This is a genomic window from Streptomyces sp. NBC_01241, assembly GCF_041435435.1.
GTDB lineage: Bacteria > Actinomycetota > Actinomycetes > Streptomycetales > Streptomycetaceae > Streptomyces.
In genome coordinates this window covers 3,756,758-3,770,727 of sequence record NZ_CP108494.1, presented here as the reverse complement: position 1 = coordinate 3,770,727, position 13,970 = coordinate 3,756,758, and the positions used below count along the sequence as shown (strand labels likewise).

12 protein-coding genes are annotated in these 13,970 nt (G+C 69.8%); 4 read left to right on the top strand and 8 right to left on the bottom strand.

The genetic code is table 11. The features are described from left to right. The first annotated feature begins 14 nt into the window (after positions 1-14). Positions 15-2,543 (top strand): ATP-dependent Clp protease ATP-binding subunit, encoded by a 2,529-nt coding sequence (locus OG306_RS16660; protein ID WP_266746951.1) that lies wholly within the window; start codon positions 15-17, stop codon positions 2,541-2,543. Positions 2,544-3,150: 607 nt separating this feature from the next. Beyond that, positions 3,151-3,861 (top strand): M23 family metallopeptidase, encoded by a 711-nt coding sequence (locus OG306_RS16655; RefSeq protein WP_266746950.1) that lies wholly within the window; start codon positions 3,151-3,153, stop codon positions 3,859-3,861. A 20-nt stretch (positions 3,862-3,881) separates the two neighbouring features. Here the strand turns inward: OG306_RS16655 and OG306_RS16650 are convergent, their stop codons facing one another. Further along, positions 3,882-4,466, bottom strand: a complete 585-nt coding sequence (locus OG306_RS16650; RefSeq protein WP_266746949.1) for a TetR/AcrR family transcriptional regulator — start codon at positions 4,464-4,466, stop codon at positions 3,882-3,884. A 127-nt stretch (positions 4,467-4,593) separates the two neighbouring features. On the opposite strand from OG306_RS16650, the gene OG306_RS16645 reads away from it, so the two are divergent. Further along, entirely contained in the window at positions 4,594-6,210 is a 1,617-nt protein-coding gene (locus tag OG306_RS16645) for an MDR family MFS transporter (RefSeq protein ID WP_371665422.1), read from the top strand. Between the two features lie 129 nt (positions 6,211-6,339). On the opposite strand, the gene cseC is transcribed toward OG306_RS16645, so the two are convergent. The 6 genes from cseC to OG306_RS16615 form a co-directional block, all read right to left on the bottom strand. After that, positions 6,340-7,722, bottom strand: coding sequence for a two-component system sensor histidine kinase CseC (cseC, locus tag OG306_RS16640; protein ID WP_266746947.1), 1,383 nt, complete (start codon positions 7,720-7,722; stop codon positions 6,340-6,342). Next, positions 7,719-8,426 (bottom strand): two-component system response regulator CseB, encoded by a 708-nt coding sequence (cseB, locus tag OG306_RS16635; RefSeq protein WP_266746946.1) that lies wholly within the window; start codon positions 8,424-8,426, stop codon positions 7,719-7,721. The genes cseC and cseB overlap by 4 nt, the downstream gene beginning before the upstream one ends. 10 nt (positions 8,427-8,436) lie before the next feature. Next, entirely contained in the window at positions 8,437-9,174 is a 738-nt protein-coding gene (locus tag OG306_RS16630; RefSeq protein WP_371665421.1) for a hypothetical protein, read from the bottom strand. Next, positions 9,162-9,812, bottom strand: a complete 651-nt coding sequence (locus tag OG306_RS16625; RefSeq protein ID WP_266746944.1) for a SigE family RNA polymerase sigma factor — start codon at positions 9,810-9,812, stop codon at positions 9,162-9,164. Before OG306_RS16625 ends, OG306_RS16630 begins: the two co-directional genes overlap by 13 nt. A 173-nt stretch (positions 9,813-9,985) precedes the next feature. Further along, positions 9,986-10,888: an A/G-specific adenine glycosylase gene (locus OG306_RS16620; protein WP_266746943.1), complete on the bottom strand. Its 903-nt coding sequence runs from the start codon at positions 10,886-10,888 to the stop codon at positions 9,986-9,988. Positions 10,889-11,043: 155 nt separating this feature from the next. After that, positions 11,044-11,727, bottom strand: a complete 684-nt coding sequence (locus OG306_RS16615; protein WP_266746942.1) for a phosphatase PAP2 family protein — start codon at positions 11,725-11,727, stop codon at positions 11,044-11,046. Positions 11,728-11,900: 173 nt separating this feature from the next. Here OG306_RS16615 and OG306_RS16610 point away from each other — a divergent pair, with 173 nt between their 5' ends. Next, positions 11,901-12,710, top strand: a complete 810-nt coding sequence (locus OG306_RS16610; protein WP_266746941.1) for a hypothetical protein — start codon at positions 11,901-11,903, stop codon at positions 12,708-12,710. 135 nt (positions 12,711-12,845) lie between these two features. Here OG306_RS16610 and disA read toward each other — a convergent pair whose 3' ends face one another. Continuing rightward, positions 12,846-13,970 (bottom strand): DNA integrity scanning diadenylate cyclase DisA, encoded by a 1,125-nt coding sequence (disA, locus tag OG306_RS16605; protein ID WP_266746940.1) that lies wholly within the window; start codon positions 13,968-13,970, stop codon positions 12,846-12,848.

Here is a 13,970-nt window from a genome sequence, read left to right as displayed (position 1 = left end):
AGGAGCGATTAACGATGTTCGAGAGGTTCACCGACCGCGCGCGGCGGGTTGTCGTCCTGGCTCAGGAAGAAGCCCGGATGCTCAACCACAACTACATCGGCACCGAGCACATCCTCCTGGGCCTAATCCACGAGGGTGAGGGTGTCGCCGCTAAGGCCCTGGAGAGCCTCGGGATTTCGCTCGAGGCGGTCCGCCAGCAGGTGGAGGAGATCATCGGTCAGGGCCAGCAGGCCCCGTCCGGGCACATTCCCTTCACCCCCCGGGCCAAGAAGGTCCTGGAGCTGTCGCTCCGTGAGGCCCTCCAGCTCGGCCACAACTACATTGGCACCGAGCACATCCTGCTCGGCCTGATCCGCGAGGGTGAGGGTGTCGCCGCCCAGGTCCTCGTGAAGCTGGGCGCCGACCTGAACCGGGTGCGGCAGCAGGTCATCCAGCTGCTCTCCGGGTACTCGGGCGGCAAGGAGGCGGCAACCGCGGGCGGCCCCGCGGAAGGCACGCCCTCCACGTCCCTGGTGCTCGACCAGTTCGGCCGGAATCTCACCCAGGCCGCTCGCGAATCCAAGCTCGACCCGGTCATCGGGCGCGAGAAGGAGATCGAGCGGGTCATGCAGGTGCTGTCCCGTCGTACCAAGAACAACCCGGTTCTCATCGGCGAGCCCGGCGTCGGCAAGACGGCGGTCGTCGAGGGACTGGCGCAGGCCATCGTCAAGGGCGAGGTGCCCGAGACCCTCAAGGACAAGCACCTCTACACCCTGGACCTCGGTGCGCTGGTCGCCGGCTCCCGCTACCGCGGTGACTTCGAGGAGCGCCTGAAGAAGGTCCTCAAGGAGATCCGCACCCGCGGCGACATCATCCTGTTCATCGACGAGCTCCACACCCTGGTGGGTGCGGGCGCCGCCGAGGGCGCGATCGACGCCGCCAGCATCCTCAAGCCGATGCTGGCCCGCGGCGAGCTGCAGACCATCGGTGCGACGACGCTCGACGAGTACCGCAAGCACCTGGAGAAGGACGCCGCGCTGGAGCGCCGCTTCCAGCCCATCCAGGTCGCGGAGCCGTCGCTGCCGCACACCATCGAGATCCTCAAGGGCCTGCGCGACCGCTACGAGGCCCACCACCGCGTCTCCATCACGGACGAGGCGCTGGTCCAGGCCGCGACGCTGGCCGACCGGTACATCTCGGACCGCTTCCTGCCGGACAAGGCGATCGACCTGATCGACGAGGCCGGTTCCCGGATGCGCATCCGCCGGATGACCGCGCCGCCGGACCTCCGCGAGTTCGACGAGAAGATCGCGGGCGTCCGCCGCGACAAGGAGTCCGCGATCGACTCGCAGGACTTCGAGAAGGCCGCGTCCCTGCGCGACAAGGAGAAGCAGCTCCTCGCCGCGAAGACCAAGCGCGAGAAGGAGTGGAAGGCCGGCGACATGGACGTCGTGGCCGAGGTCGACGGCGAGCTGATCGCCGAGGTCCTGGCCACCGCGACCGGCATCCCGGTCTTCAAGCTGACGGAGGAGGAGTCCTCCCGGCTGCTGCGCATGGAGGACGAGCTCCACAAGCGAGTCATCGGCCAGAAGGACGCCATCAAGGCCCTCTCGCAGGCGATCCGCCGTACGCGAGCCGGTCTGAAGGACCCGAAGCGCCCCGGTGGTTCGTTCATCTTCGCCGGCCCGTCCGGTGTCGGTAAGACGGAGCTGTCGAAGACGCTCGCCGAATTCCTCTTCGGTGACGAGGACGCGCTGATCGCCCTCGACATGTCGGAGTTCAGCGAGAAGCACACGGTTTCCCGCCTCTTCGGTTCTCCCCCCGGTTACGTCGGTTACGAAGAGGGCGGCCAGCTCACCGAGAAGGTGCGCCGCAAGCCGTTCTCCGTCGTCCTCTTCGACGAGGTCGAGAAGGCCCACCCCGATATCTTCAATTCCCTGCTCCAGATTCTGGAGGACGGTCGCCTGACCGACTCCCAGGGCCGGGTCGTGGACTTCAAGAACACGGTCATCATCATGACGACCAACCTCGGGACCCGGGACATCTCCAAGGGCTTCAACCTGGGCTTCGCCGCCCAGGGCGACGTCAAGACGAACTACGAGCGGATGAAGGTCAAGGTCAACGAAGAGCTCAAGCAGCACTTCCGCCCCGAGTTCCTCAACCGTGTAGACGACACGGTCGTCTTCCACCAGCTCACCGAGGAAGACATCATCCAGATCGTCGACCTCATGCTCGCCAAGGTGGACGAGCGCCTGAAGGACCGCGACATGGGCATCGAGCTGAGCTCGGAAGCCAAGTCGCTCCTGGCGAAGAAGGGCTACGACCCCGTGATGGGCGCCCGGCCGCTGCGCCGGACGATCCAGCGCGAGATCGAGGACATCCTCTCCGAGAAGATCCTCTTCGGTGAGCTGCGCCCCGGTCACATCGTGGTCGTCGGCACCGAGGGCGAGGGCGAGGAGAAGGCGTTCACCTTCCGCGGCGAGGAGAAGTCGGCTCTGCCCGACGTCCCCCCGATCGAGCAGGCGGCGGGCGGCGCGGGACCGAACATGTCGAAGGACGTGTGAGGACGCGCCGAAGCGTGTGAGCGCCTGAGCGCCTGAGCGCCTGAAGGGGCTGCCCCGGAACCGTGAGAAACGGTCCGGGGCAGCCCCTTTTTGCTGCCCTGTGCCCCGTGCCCGTGCCCGTGCCCGTGTTGTGCCCCGTGCCCGGGCCGCGATCGGTGCCGAGCACCTCGGAACGGTGAACCGGAAATCGACTTCACCCGTCGGCCGAAGGTCCCGGATCGGACGGGCTTCGGTCCCACCGGCGGTGACAAGGCACACAGCCCTTTCGGGGCCTACTAGCCGCGATAGGAGAGGGTGCCGCGGTCGCGGCAGGGACCTTTGCCCCTGCGTGGGGAGGGGGTTTCGGGGCCCCAAGCGGAGGAGCCTGAATCGCTATGTTTAGTCCGGTTCGACCGGTTTGGAGCTGGGGTTAAACCTGTCCGAAAAAGGAGTTTCGGTGCGTCCCGGCGGCGGGTGCGCGGGACCGTCGGCAGCGAATTCCCGAGGGTGTCGCTACGGCTTTTGTTCGTAGATGGGGCATTTGGGCATAGGTGGGGGTGCGGGTTACCAAGGAATGGCCAGCCCGGCCGGAGTGTCGGGTCCAGTCATCTCCGGAGGTTCTCCGCTTATGTCGAAGCGCGTTTCGTTCCAGCACTCCCGCCGTCCGTCCCTGTCCCGTGTCCGTGGCGCCGTGGTGGCAGCCGGCCTGGGGACGTCGATGGTTCTCGGTGCGGGCGCTGCGTTCGCGGCCGCCACGGCAGGTTCTCCCGGCGTTGCGAGCCTGATCAACAACTCTGCGGCCGAGTCGGTCGCCCAGCAGGCGGCCATGCAGGGCAAGGCGGCCAAGGTGGCCAAGGCGGCCGAGGTCGCCAAGGTCGCCAAGGAGAAGGCGGCCAAGAAGGCGGCCGCGAAGAAGGCCGCCGGCTGGGAGACTCCGGTGAGCCGCTACCAGCTGAGCGCGAGCTTCGGCAACGACGGCAGCCGCTGGGCCCACAAGCACTCCGGCCAGGACTTCGCCGTGCCGATCGGCACCAAGGTCAAGGCCGTGCACGGCGGCACCGTCGTGAAGGCCGGCCCGAACGGCGGCGGCGACGGTCCCGCGTACGGCAACGCCGTCGTGATCAAGCACGCCAACGGCACGTACTCGCAGTACGCCCACCTGGCGCAGATCGATGTGCGCATCGGCGAGACCGTGAAGACGGGCCAGAAGATCGCCCTCTCCGGCAACACCGGCAACTCCAGCGGCCCGCACCTGCACTTCGAGATCCGCCACACCGCCGACTACGGTTCCGCGGTCAACCCGGTCAGCTTCCTGCACAAGGAGGGCGTCTCGGTCTGATCCGACCGGGACGGACCCCGCTACTCGGCGGACTCCGGGCCGTGCGCCCGGGTAATGAGTTCGAAGGCGACTTCGAGGATGGCCTTGCGCTTCTCCTCGGGGTCGCCTTCGAGGTTCTTGAGGGCGAACATGCCCGCGTGCGTTGCGAAGAGCGCGGTGAAGCAGCGCACCTGGTCGGTCAGTGACGCGCCGGGTTCCTGGAGCAGGTCGACCAGGGCGATGACGCGTTCCTTGATGGTCGCCCCGATGCTGAGGTCCCGTACGGCCGCCTGGTTCTCCTGCATGAAGCGGAACAGCGGGGCGGCGGCGGTCAGGGCCTCGCTGTAGCGGCTGAGGATCTCCTTCTTCGTCTCCAGGGTGCGCGGCTGCTCCTTGCCCCAGGCGAGCAGCTCCTCGACCGGACGGTTGAGGTCCTCGAAGATGCTGACCAGGATGTCTTCCTTGGTCTTGAAGTGGTAGTACAGCGCGGCCTTGGTGACATCCAGCCGTTCGGAGATCTCGCGGAGCGAGGTCTTCTCGTAGCCCTGTTCGGCGAAGAGCTCCAGGGCGACGTCCTGAATGCGCTGGCGCGTGTTGCCACGGCGCTGCTGCGGCGTGCGGCCCATGAGGCTCTCCTTCAAAAACTTACTTGACGCCCGGCTAGTTACGGGTCTACTTTCCCCAGTGTAGTCAACTAGCCGGGCGGCAAGTAAGTGTCTGCCCCGCACAGGGGATCAGGGGAGTGGGGGACCAATGTCCGATCTGAAGAAGACGGCCGGCGGAAAGGCGGCCGGTGCCGACCTGCCTGCCGGAAAACCCGGCAAGCAGCAGCGCAGTGTGCGGGTGGTGATGCTCGCCCTCATGATCACGATGCTGCTCGCCATGCTGGACAATCTGATCGTCGGCACGGCCATGCCGACCATCGTCGGCGACCTGGGCGGCCTGGAGCACCTGTCCTGGGTCGTCACCGCGTACACCCTGGCCACCGCCGCCTCCACCCCCATCTGGGGCAAGCTCGGCGACATGTACGGGCGCAAGGGCGTCTTCCTGACGTCCATCGTGATCTTCCTGGTCGGCTCCGTGCTGAGCGGAATGGCCCAGGACATGGGCCAGCTGATCGGCTTCCGGGCGGTCCAGGGGCTCGGCGCGGGCGGTCTGATGGTCGGCGTCATGGCGATCATCGGCGACCTCGTACCGCCGCGCGAACGCGGCAAGTACCAGGGCATGATGGCCGGTGTCATGGCCATCGCCATGATCGGCGGACCACTGGTCGGCGGCACCATCACCGACCACCTCGGGTGGCGCTGGAGCTTCTACATCAACCTGCCGCTCGGCGCGGTCGCCCTCGCCATGGTCACCGCCGTACTGCATCTGCCGAAGCGAGAGCGCGCCGCGGCGAAGGTCGACTACCTCGGTGCCGGGCTGCTGACCCTCGGCATCACCGCGATCGTGCTGGTCACCACCTGGGGTGGTTCGGAGTACGACTGGAACTCCGCTGTGATCATGGAGCTCATCGCGATCGGTGTCGCCGCGCTCGTCGGCTTCCTCTTCGTCGAGACCAAGGCCGCAGAACCGATCATTCCGCTGCACATATTCCGCAGTCACAACTTCACCCTGATGTCCGTCGTCGGCTTCATGGTGGGCTTCGTGATGTTCGGAGCGGTGCTCTTCCTGCCGCTGTACCAGCAGTCCGTCCAGGGCGCCTCCGCGACCAACTCGGGCCTGCTGCTCCTGCCGATGCTGCTGGCGATGATGGTGGTCTCGCTGATCGCGGGACGGGTCACCACCAGCACCGGGAAGTACAAGATCTTCCCCATCGTGGGCTCCGCCCTGATGGTGACCGGTCTGTTCCTGCTCTCCCAGATGGACACCGCCACCACGCGATTGACGTCGGGCGTCTACATGGCGGTGCTCGGCGCGGGCATGGGCTTCCTGATGCAGATCACGATGCTCGTCGCGCAGAACAGCGTGGAGATGAAGGACATGGGCGTCGCCTCCTCCGCGACCACCCTCTTCCGTACGCTCGGCAGCTCCTTCGGCGTCGCGATCATGGGCGCGCTGTTCACCGGACGGGTGCAGGACGAGATGATGGCCCGCGGCGGCGGGGCAGCCACCGCGAAGTCCGCCCAGCTGGACGCGGCGAGCCTGGCGAAGCTGCCGGCGCAGGCGCGTGAGGCGTACCAGTTCGCGGTGTCGTCCGGTACGCACATCGCGTTCCTGGTGGGCGCCTCGGTCGGTGTCATCGCCCTGCTCGCCTCGGTCTTCGTCAAGGAGGTCCCGCTGCGGGGCGCGGGCCCGGAGACCACGTCGTCGGACGACACGCAGGCGCGGGACGCGGCCGTCGCTCCCAAGCAGACCGAGGCCGTCTGACCCTTCCGCGGCGTACGAGCAGCATACGAACGGCGTACGAGCGGCTCACCGCACGATGTGCGCGGAAGATCCCGCGTACGGGAGAGGCTCCCGGGGCACCACGCCCCGGGAGCCTCTCCCGTATCCGCTTCAGCCGCCGGTCCGTCTGCGGACGGATTCCGTGCTCTCCCCGTCCCCGCTGCCCGGCGTGCGCTGTTCGGACACGCGCAGGACCGGGAAGCTGCCGGTGTTCGTCGGCGCGTGCTCGGGCAGCCACAGCACGGCGATCGCCCCGCCCGTGCCCTTCGCCGCCCCCTCCGGCCCCGCGTTGCGGAAGGTCAGCCGGGCCCCGAGGACCCGCGCCTGGCCGGCCGCGATCGTCAGCCCGAGACCGTGGCCGTGCCCGGCCCGGTCGCTGCTTCCGGTACGGAACCGGCTCGGCCCCTCACGCAGCAGCGCCGCCGGGAACCCGGCACCGTGATCGCGGATCCGTACCACCCGGCCCTCGACCGTGACCTCCACCGGCGTGGCACCGTGCTTCGCGGCGTTGCCCAGCAGGTTGCCGAGGATCCGCTCCAGCCGGCGCGGATCGGTGCTGACCCAGGACTCGTGGACGACCCGCACCCGCACATCCGGGTCCAGCAGCGCGATCCGCCGGCTGACGAACTCGCCCAGCGCGATCTCCTGCAGCTCGGCCCGTTCCGACGCACTGTCCAGACGGGCCACCTCCAGCACGTCCTCGACCAGCGTGCGCATCGCCTGCGCCCGGTCCCGTACGAGCTCCGTGGGACGGCCCGGCGGCAGCAGCTCGGCGGCCGTCAGCAGACCCGTCACCGGCGTACGCAGCTCGTGCGCGATGTCCGCGGTGACCCGGCGTTCCGCCTCGATCCGTTCGTTGAGCGCGTCAGTCAGCGCGTCCACCGCCCGGGCCAGCTCATCGGTCTCGTCCTGGACGACACCACCGACGGCCTCCCGGACCCGTACGTCCGTGTTGCCCTCCGCGACCAGGCCGGCCGCGGCGGCCGCCTTGCGCAGTCGGCGCGACAGCTGCCCGCCGATCAGCACGCCCAGCGCGCAGCCGCCGAACACCACGGAGACCGAGCCGATGATCAGCGCCCGGTCCAGGTCACTCATGATCGTGGCGCTGCGATCGGCGAAATGCGTGTGCAGCGAGAGGACATTGCCGTTGCCGACCGGCACGGCCGCCCACACATCGGGCACCCCGTTCTTGAGCTCCTCGACATGCGTGGCGCGCCGGTTCCTGCTGGTCTCCGCGCGCAGGCTGCGTGGCATCGTCGGGTCGTTGAGCTTGGCGCCGAACCGGGGGTCGGCCTTCTGCGTCTTCTTGGCCTCGTACAGGAGCTGCGCGTATGTCAGCCGCTCCAGCTGGACCTCGCGCGCGTTCTCCAGCATCGAGACCCGCGCGGCGTTGTGGACGACGAAGCTGAGCGCGACCGCGGTCAGCGCGCCGACCGCCGCGATGGCGATGCTGATCTTCCAGCGGACCCCCGTCCGCAGAGCAAGCCGCTTCATGGCCGGAGTTTGTAGCCGAAGCCGCGGACCGTCTCGATCCGGTCCTGGCCGACCTTGGTGCGCAGCCGCTGCACATGGACATCCACGACCCGGGTGTCACCGCCCCATCCGTAGTCCCAGACCCGCTCCAGGAGCTTGTCGCGGGAGAGCACCGTGCCGGGCGCGGCGGAGAACTCCAGCAGCAGCCGCATCTCGGTCGGGGTCAGCGCCACGTGCTCGCCGGCCCGGTGGACCTCCATGCCCTCGGTATCGATCTCCAGGTCGCCGAAGACGAGCACCCCGCCGACGGGCTGCTGGTCCGGCTCCCCGTTGCCCGGCTGCCCGCCGCCCGACGCATGGCCGAAGCGGCGCAGCACGGCACGTATCCGGGCGACCAGGACCGCCCCGTCGAAGGGCTTGGTGACGTAGTCGTCGGCGCCGGCCTCCAGGCCGAGCACCACATCGATCGAGTCGGCCCGGGCCGACAGCATGATCACGGGGACGGTCGACTCGTCGCGGATGCGACGGCAGAGGCTGACCCCGTCGAGGCCCGGCACCATCACGTCGAGCAGCGCGATGTCGGGACGGTCGGCCCGGAACGCCTCCAGGCCCGACAGGCCGTCGGGCTTCGCGGTGACCGCGAAGCCGTCGCGCTCCAGCGCCAGCTGGGTGGCCTCTCGGATGACGTCGTCGTCCTCGACGAACAGGACGTGGGTCTCGGCCATCGGACTGCTCTCAGTTCCGCGCCGGTTCAGTGGATTCCGGAAGCCCGGCCTCTCCGTCACCGACGGCTCGGTTGAAGTCGTTGTGCACCCGGTCGTGCTCGCTGAACCGGTTGTTCGCCCAGGTGTAGGTGATCACTTCCTCGCCGGAGGGGTACGCGACCGAGTCCTTCTTCCCGTACACCTGGGCCGTGACCACCAGATCACCGCGATCGATGGTCCCGTACACCGCGGGCTGCTCGATGGCGAACACGTTCTCGTACGAGCCGTTGCCCCGCGGGCGGTACACGTACGTGCCGACGCCCACCGAGTCGCCGCACGTCATCACGTTGACCACGACGTCGGCCGAGGAGCTGCCGGTCAGGGTGCCGTACGAGGTGTCCACCGGGTACTCGGAACCGCTGCACGGCTTCAGGTCCGTCCTGACCCGCTCGCCGACCTTGGGGTCCTTCTTGAGCAGCGCCACCGGATCGACCCGGGGCGTGGGCTTCGCCGTGGACGGCGCATGGGCGCTCGGGGTGACCCGGGCAACCGGCTGGGTGCCCGCCGGGCCCTCGTCCCGGGTGCCCGTGCCGCCGGTGGAGCAGCCGACGGCGAACAGCCCGAAGGCGGCGAGCCCGACCAGGGTTGTGGTGCCCGCCGCCCAGCCGGTCAGGAACCGGCCGCGTCCGACGGTGGCCACGGGGCCACCGTCGTCCCTTGCGCCGCAACGGTCGTCGTCGCTGTCATCGCTGGCTGTCAGGCCGCGCACCGCTCCCGCCCCCGTTCGTCCATCCGCCCGCCCGCCTGCTCCCGTACCCGCGCCGTTGCCCGCGCACGCACCGGAGTACCAGTGGCCGGAGCGCGGCCGGCCGCGGCACGTCCCCGCTCCTCCCGGAGCCGGGCCTCCGTGCTCGCCGCTTCGCGGCTCTCCAGCTCCTGGCGCAGCCGTGCCAGCGCGCGGTGCAGCGTGCTCTTCACCGTACCGGTCGACATGCCGAGGGCCGCCGCCGTCTCCTCCGTACTCATCTGCTCCCAGTGTCGCAGCACGACGACGCTGCGCTGCTTGGGAGCCAGCACGCCCAGCACGTCCATCAGCAGGGCGCGGTTCGCGCGCTGCTCGGTGCCGTCCTCGACGCTCGCGTCGGGCAGCTGCTCGGTGGGGACCTCGTCCAGCTTGCGGGCCCGCCACCACTCGGTCCGGGTGTTGATCATGACGCGGCGCAGATAGGCGTCGGCGAGGGACTTGTCGGCGATGCCGTCCCAGCGGCCGTACGTACGGACCAGGGCGGTCTGCAGCAGGTCCTGCGCGTCCACCGGGTCGGGGACCAGCCGGCGCGCACTGCGCAGCAGCGCGTCCTGCCGGGTGCGTACGTACTCCTCGAATTCGAGCACCTCGCCCTGCGCCATTCCAACCGCCTCCGTCCCCGTAGAACCCCGTACGCCGCCGCCGGCCATCGATCCGGTCGGGCTGACGTCGCTGACGCTACGGAGCTGTTGTCACGGGGCTGTGCGGAGCAGCCATACACCGACGCACGGCTGTCCATCGGTTGTGTAACAGCGAGGGGGAGGAGAGCCGTGGCTCAGCTCATCGGCAGCCGGTACTGGCCGCCGGGCAGCGGTTCGACGAGGCCGTCCGCGACCAGTCCGTCCAGTGCCCGGGCGCGTTGCACCGGCTCGTCCCACACCGCGTCCAGGGCCGACTGCGGCACCGGTGCCACGGCCTCGCGCAGTACGGCGAGCAGCCGCCCGCGCACCTGCCGGTCCGTACCGGCGTAGGACTGGCCCCGCCGCGCGGGCCCCTGGTGGGGGGGTTTACCGGCCAGCCGCCAGGCGCACTGCCCGGCGATCGGGCACCGCGTGCAGTCCTCGTTCTTGGCGGTGCAGACGAGGGCGCCGAGCTCCATCGTCGCGGCGGCCCAGCGGGCGGCCCGTTCGTCCTCCTCGGGGAGCAGCGCGCGGGCGAGCTTGCGTTCGGCGGCGGTGGTCGCGTTCGGCGGGTACTGGATGCCGGTCGCGGCCCGGGCGAACACCCGGCGGACGTTCGTGTCCAGTACGGCATGCCGCTGCCCGTAGGCGAACGAGGCCACGGCCGCCGCGGTGTACTCGCCGATCCCGGGCAGGGCGAGCAGCTGACCGTGCTCGCTCGGTACGTCGCCGCCGTGCCGTTCAGTTATGGCCTGCGCGGCCCCGTGCAGGCGGAGCGCGCGGCGCGGGTAGCCGAGCCGTCCCCAGGCGCGGACCGCCTCACCGGGCGGCTCGGCGGCCAGGTCGGCCGGGCGCGGCCAGCGGGCCATCCACTGTTCGTACACCGGAAGGACCCGGCTGACGGGGGTCTGCTGCAGCATGAACTCGCTCACCATCACGCCCCAGGCGCCCGCTTCGGGACGGCGCCAGGGCAGATCGCGGGCGTGCTGCTCGAACCACCCGATGACGGGAGTGTGGAGGGAAGCGGGGGGCGTCTGTGTCGCAGTCATGGCAGTCATCGCACCCACGATCCTGGCACGGAAGGGCAGACGAGGGCTCAGCGCACGGTGGTGTCGCTCCTCGTGAGGGCCCTTGGGGTGATAATGCCACCCGTCTGTCCCCGCGGAATCCGGCAACCGGCCCAAGGGGTCTCCCCCCGGGGCCGTCGGTGCCGTCAGCGCCGCCGCCGGGACCCTCCGTGCCGCCGCCGGGACCGGCCCGCCGTCGTCGTACCCCGCCCCTGGCCCGGCGCCGTGCCCGGCCCCGACACCAGGGCCGCCACCGGCGCCCCGCTGTCCCGTACCGTCCGGGCGAGCGACCGTGCCGGGCGGTACAGCACGGCGACCATCGCGGCCGACACCGCCGCACCCAGCAGCAGTCCGACCGCCACGTCATGCGGATAGTGCACCCCGACGAAGACCCGGGAGAAGGCCATCAGCAGGGCCATCGGCACGGTGAGCCAGGCCAGCCGCGGCCGGGCGATCGCCAGGGCGACGGCTGCCGCGCCGGCGATCGCGGAGTGGTTGCTGGGGAACGACCAGTCGCCCGTCGGCGGACACGGCACCAGCGAGGCCGCCGCCCCGACGACCGACCGGCACGGCCGCTCCTCGTTCACCATCGACTTGAGCACCTCGCTGACCACATAGCCGAAAGCCGTCGCGAGGGGCGCGAGCACCGCCAGGGCCAGGGCGCGCTCGTCCGCCCGGCGGGCCCGCCACCACCCGGTGATGAACAGGACGCCGAAGACCAGGAGTCCGAGCTCCGTCCATATTTCGGCCAGGTGTTGAACCCATGACGGCATGTCATGAGCGAAGTCGGTGATGTCCCGGTAGAGCGGGGCAGTAACTGAACTATCCATGTGACAGAGGGTAGTCAACGAAATCGAGTGGTCATCTTCGGCGATCCCAGTGGGCCGAACCGGCGGAAGTGCGGGGCCGGAAGGGGCCGTCCCGGGATGATGATCCGCAAAACTTAGGGGACGGGCGGCGGGTGGGGCGGGAGTCGGCGCCGATCTCTCGTACAGTTTGCGCCGTGGGATCTTTGCGTAATCCGATCGGGCCGCTTCCCTCCACCATCTACTGGCGACGGAGGGCGGTGGCGGCGACGCTGGTTGCGCTGCTCGCGGCGCTGATCGTATGGGCTGTCACCTCCGGCGGTGACAAGAAGACCACGGACGATTCCCGGCCCGGTGGATCGGATCCCGTGCACGAGATCACCCCCGGCCCCACCCCGTCGGGCCCGGCCATAAGCCAACAGCCGGGCGGGCGCGACGAGTCGGACGACACGGGCGGCGGCGACGGAGGCGGCAGCGGTACGGGTACCGGCGGCGGCGCGGGCGGTGGCGGTACGGACACCGGCAGCGGATCGGGCACCGGAGCCGGTGGCGCGGGCGACGGCGCCGAGACGACCGGTCGGCAGGTCCCGCCGAACTCACCGCTCCCCAACTGCGCCGCAAGCGCACTTAAGTTGAGCCTGAGTACCGAACTCAGCTACGGCCCCGGCCAGAAGCCGAAGTTCCGCCTGGTCGCCAGGAACACCTCGTCCACCGACTGCAAGGCCGACTTCGGGCCGAAGAGTGCGGTGCTCACCATCACCGAGGCCGGTGGCGACGACAGCCAGGTGTGGTCCTCCAAGGACTGCCCGCGGAACGCGGGCAGCCTGCTGCTGAAGGTCCCGGCGGGTGCGACCGTCGTCCACACCGTGGAGTGGGACCGCCGGAAGAGCGTCCCACAGTGCGCCACGCCGCCGTCGGGAACCGCGGGGCCGGGTACGTATCTGGTCGAGGCGAAGGCGCCGGGCGAGCCGGTGCAGCGCGCCTCCTTCGTCCTCGCGAAGGACTGAGAGGGACTGAGAGCGACTGAGAAGGACTGAGACGGGCCGAGACGGGCCGAGGGGCGGGCGCCCGGAAAAACACTGCGGGGCCCGGTTTCCCGGGCCCCATGCCGCGTCTCATGCCGCGCACCGCTGCGCGTGCCGCTATACGTACCGTTCGAGGATCGACGACTCGGCCAGCCGTGACAGTCCCTCGCGCACGCTCCGCGCCCGCGCCTCGCCGACCCCGTCGACCGTCTGGAGGTCGTCCACGCTGGCGGCGAGGAGCTTCTGCAGGCCGCCGAAGTGCTCCACCAGCCGGTCGATGATGGCCCCGGGCAGCCGCGGCACCTTCGCCAGCAGCCGGAAGCCGCGCGGCGAGACCGCCGAATCCAGCGTTTCCGGCGAGCCGCTGTACCCCAGTGCCCTTGCCACGACCGGGAGTTCGAGCAGCTCGGTGTGGGAGAGCGCATCGAGCTCGGTCAGCGCCTCGGCGACCGTACGGGACCGCTTCGCGGTCGGCTCCGGCACGTAGTCGCGCACGACCAGCTCGCGCTCCGGCTCGACGCCCGCGATCAACTCGTCGAGCTGGAGCGAGAGAAGCCGGCCGTCGGTGCCCAACTCCACCACGTACTCCGCGATCTCGGTCGCGATCCGGCGGACCATCTCCAGACGTTGTGCGACGGCCGTCACGTCCCGGACCGTCACCAGGTCCTCGATCTCCAGCGCCGAGAGCGTGCCCGCGACCTCGTCGAGCCGGAGCTTGTACCGCTCCAGGGTGGCGAGTGCCTGATTGGCGCGGGAGAGGATCGCGGCGGACTCCTCCAGGACCCGGCGCTCCCCGTCGACGTACAGCGCGATCAGACGCATCGACTGCGAGACGGAGACGACCGGGAAGTTGCACTGCTTGGAGACCCGGTCCGCCGTGCGGTGGCGGGTGCCGGTCTCCTCGGTGGGGATGGAGGCGTCCGGGACCAGCTGCACACCGGCCCGCAGGATCTTGGTCATGTCCTTGTCGAGGATCAGTGCCCCGTCGAGCTTGGCCAGCTCCCGCAGGCGCGTCGCGGTGAACTCCACGTCCAGCACGAATCCGCCGGTGCACATCGACTCGACGGTCTTGTCCATGCCGAGCACGATCAGCCCGCCGGTATTGCCGCGGAGAATGCGCTCCAGGCCGTCCCGCAGCGCCATTCCGGGCGCGACGGCACTCAATGAGGCGCGCATCAGCGTCTCGTTACCGGTGCCTTGGCCGGACTTTCCGGGCGATGCTGCCCGGTCGCTGGCTGCCAC

What these genes read in the sequence shown, in the direction of transcription:
- OG306_RS16660 (WP_266746951.1), top strand. Translation starts at nt 15, where the DNA reads ATGTTCGAGAGGTTCACCGACCGCGCGCGGCGGGTTGTCGTCCTGGCT.
- OG306_RS16655 (WP_266746950.1), top strand. Translation starts at nt 3,151, where the DNA reads ATGTCGAAGCGCGTTTCGTTCCAGCACTCCCGCCGTCCGTCCCTGTCC.
- OG306_RS16650 (WP_266746949.1), bottom strand. Translation starts at nt 4,466, where the DNA reads ATGGGCCGCACGCCGCAGCAGCGCCGTGGCAACACGCGCCAGCGCATT.
- OG306_RS16645 (WP_371665422.1), top strand. Translation starts at nt 4,594, where the DNA reads ATGTCCGATCTGAAGAAGACGGCCGGCGGAAAGGCGGCCGGTGCCGAC.
- cseC (WP_266746947.1), bottom strand. Translation starts at nt 7,722, where the DNA reads ATGAAGCGGCTTGCTCTGCGGACGGGGGTCCGCTGGAAGATCAGCATC.
- cseB (WP_266746946.1), bottom strand. Translation starts at nt 8,426, where the DNA reads ATGGCCGAGACCCACGTCCTGTTCGTCGAGGACGACGACGTCATCCGA.
- OG306_RS16625 (WP_266746944.1), bottom strand. Translation starts at nt 9,812, where the DNA reads ATGGCGCAGGGCGAGGTGCTCGAATTCGAGGAGTACGTACGCACCCGG.
- OG306_RS16620 (WP_266746943.1), bottom strand. Translation starts at nt 10,888, where the DNA reads ATGACTGCCATGACTGCGACACAGACGCCCCCCGCTTCCCTCCACACT.
- OG306_RS16615 (WP_266746942.1), bottom strand. Translation starts at nt 11,727, where the DNA reads ATGGATAGTTCAGTTACTGCCCCGCTCTACCGGGACATCACCGACTTC.